4 protein-coding genes are annotated in these 1668 nt (G+C 51.0%); all 4 read left to right on the forward strand.

Annotation, left to right across the window (positions count from 1 at the left end; genetic code table 11):
• Positions 1-155: 155 nt before the first annotated feature.
• A complete protein-coding gene (locus tag BLQ98_RS17985) occupies positions 156-530 on the forward strand; it encodes a hypothetical protein (RefSeq protein WP_093734547.1) in 375 nt (124 codons plus the stop codon).
• Complete coding sequence (locus tag BLQ98_RS17990) at positions 527-940, forward strand: hypothetical protein (protein ID WP_093734548.1); 414 nt, start codon at positions 527-529, stop codon at positions 938-940. The genes BLQ98_RS17985 and BLQ98_RS17990 overlap by 4 nt, the downstream gene beginning before the upstream one ends.
• Before the next feature lie 201 nt (positions 941-1141).
• Positions 1142-1390 carry a helix-turn-helix domain-containing protein gene (locus BLQ98_RS18700; protein ID WP_425263966.1) on the forward strand — a complete coding sequence of 83 codons (249 nt, stop codon included), beginning with the start codon at positions 1142-1144 and terminating at the stop codon, positions 1388-1390.
• A 46-nt stretch (positions 1391-1436) separates the two neighbouring features.
• A partial coding sequence (locus BLQ98_RS18400; RefSeq protein ID WP_208596105.1) for a hypothetical protein occupies positions 1437-1668 on the forward strand: 232 nt, incomplete at its 3' end.

Genomic DNA, 1668 nt, shown 5'->3' on the forward strand with positions numbered 1-1668 from the left:
GGATATGGTCATCGTCCTTGCTCCTCTCAGGAAGCATGGACCAGATCGCAGTTACACAGAAGATCGGACACTCTCAAAACCACGCGAGGGCGAAAGGAGGATTCCGACCCCGTGCTTGTCCGTCCGCGGAGACGGGAATATAAAAGGAGTTCCGTATGACACGGAAACACTTACTCGCGCTGTTGAAGTCATTCATAGCGCAATACGACCTCGACCTTCAGAACGCAGTTTATTTGCTCGGTGGCAGGGCTTCTCTGATGCGCTTGCAGCGCTTCCGGGAAACACTGTCAGCCATCAAACCAAAATATCAGCACCTATGCCGCGAGCTCCACTGGCTCTGCGATCTGCTTAGCCTGAACATGGCTGGCGACATCAGTAGCGACGAGTCAGGGTATTTCGCACTGATTGATCCCGTGGACGATGTAGTTTGGACCATCTGCGTTTTGACCGACATCGCACAGGGGCTATCAGATGACTTCGATGAATTTTTGGAGACGTCTGAAATTGTCCTGAGCGAGGTGGCAGCATGAGCTATATCCGTCGCGAAGAGAGCCTCGAGACGATGGTCGCACGTGCAATAGGCGAGGGGTGCAACTTTGCTGACAGCTATGCCCGCACTGGGCTTAGTCTCGAAGGCTATCACCACAGAAAGCTCCCAGAGACTTTGGCACGCTTAGATTGCGGTGATGTATTTGATACCAGGGACGATGATTGCATCACTGCCATGGGCGATGCCCTCGTAGCAGAAGCAAATGCAATTAGCCCAGGATACGGCAGCCGTGTTCTCAACATTTGTACGTATGAAGACCTGCTCTTCGACGAACAGCTGGAACATCTGCGCTGGTTGATCCTCCGCTGGGAGAGCTTTTCTCATGTGCGTCAGCAGGTGAGGGGGCGCTTAGCTGCACGAAGGTTGATCGCTGATCTCGGCGAACACTGACGAGAGCATCGCAGGGAGCGGTAAAGCTACAGCTTCCTGCGTATGTAAGGCCTCGGTTCACGATACCTTTGGATGACCGCTTGGGGCAGATCAAACCCATTCACCAAATTCTACAAAAAAACCAATTCCTCAAAAATGAGGAGTGACCAAGTGTCCTGTGAAAGAAACAATCGCCTATTTTCTATGTTTTACTGCCCATTAATGACGGAAGCTCAAGCCGCAGTATACATCGGCCGAAGCATTAAAACGGTCCAGCGTCGTCGGAAATGTGGGCAAATCGCATTCATCAGAGATGGTGGCATACGATATCGGTTGGAAGATTTGGAAGCTTACCTGGCTGAGAGACGGGTAGCGGCGACTACGCCTCCTACTCCAAGTCGCAAATCCAAATATCGCCGGGCGAGTGCGGGATCTGAGCAGAACCGGAACGCACTATGTGAATTCATCTAATCGGATTCCCTGAGCCAAATATGCAATATTAAAAAGGAAAAATCGCATGAAAGTTATTGAAAAGATTGGTCGATTTTCGATCTGCGAAAATCGAGGAGCGATGTACCTAAGATGGTGGGACATGCACCAGAAAAAATCTCTCTCTGAGAGGTTGGATGCCGAGACCTTAGAGCTCAGTCGCATTGAACCGCCCCGGGTTTACCGGAGGGCAAAACTTTCGGAGAATTGCCCATTATGGAACAGTCACACAACAAGAAGACCTCGAAGCCGTATTCACC

The sequence above is a fragment of the Sulfitobacter litoralis genome, from assembly GCF_900103185.1.
GTDB lineage: Bacteria > Pseudomonadota > Alphaproteobacteria > Rhodobacterales > Rhodobacteraceae > Sulfitobacter > Sulfitobacter litoralis.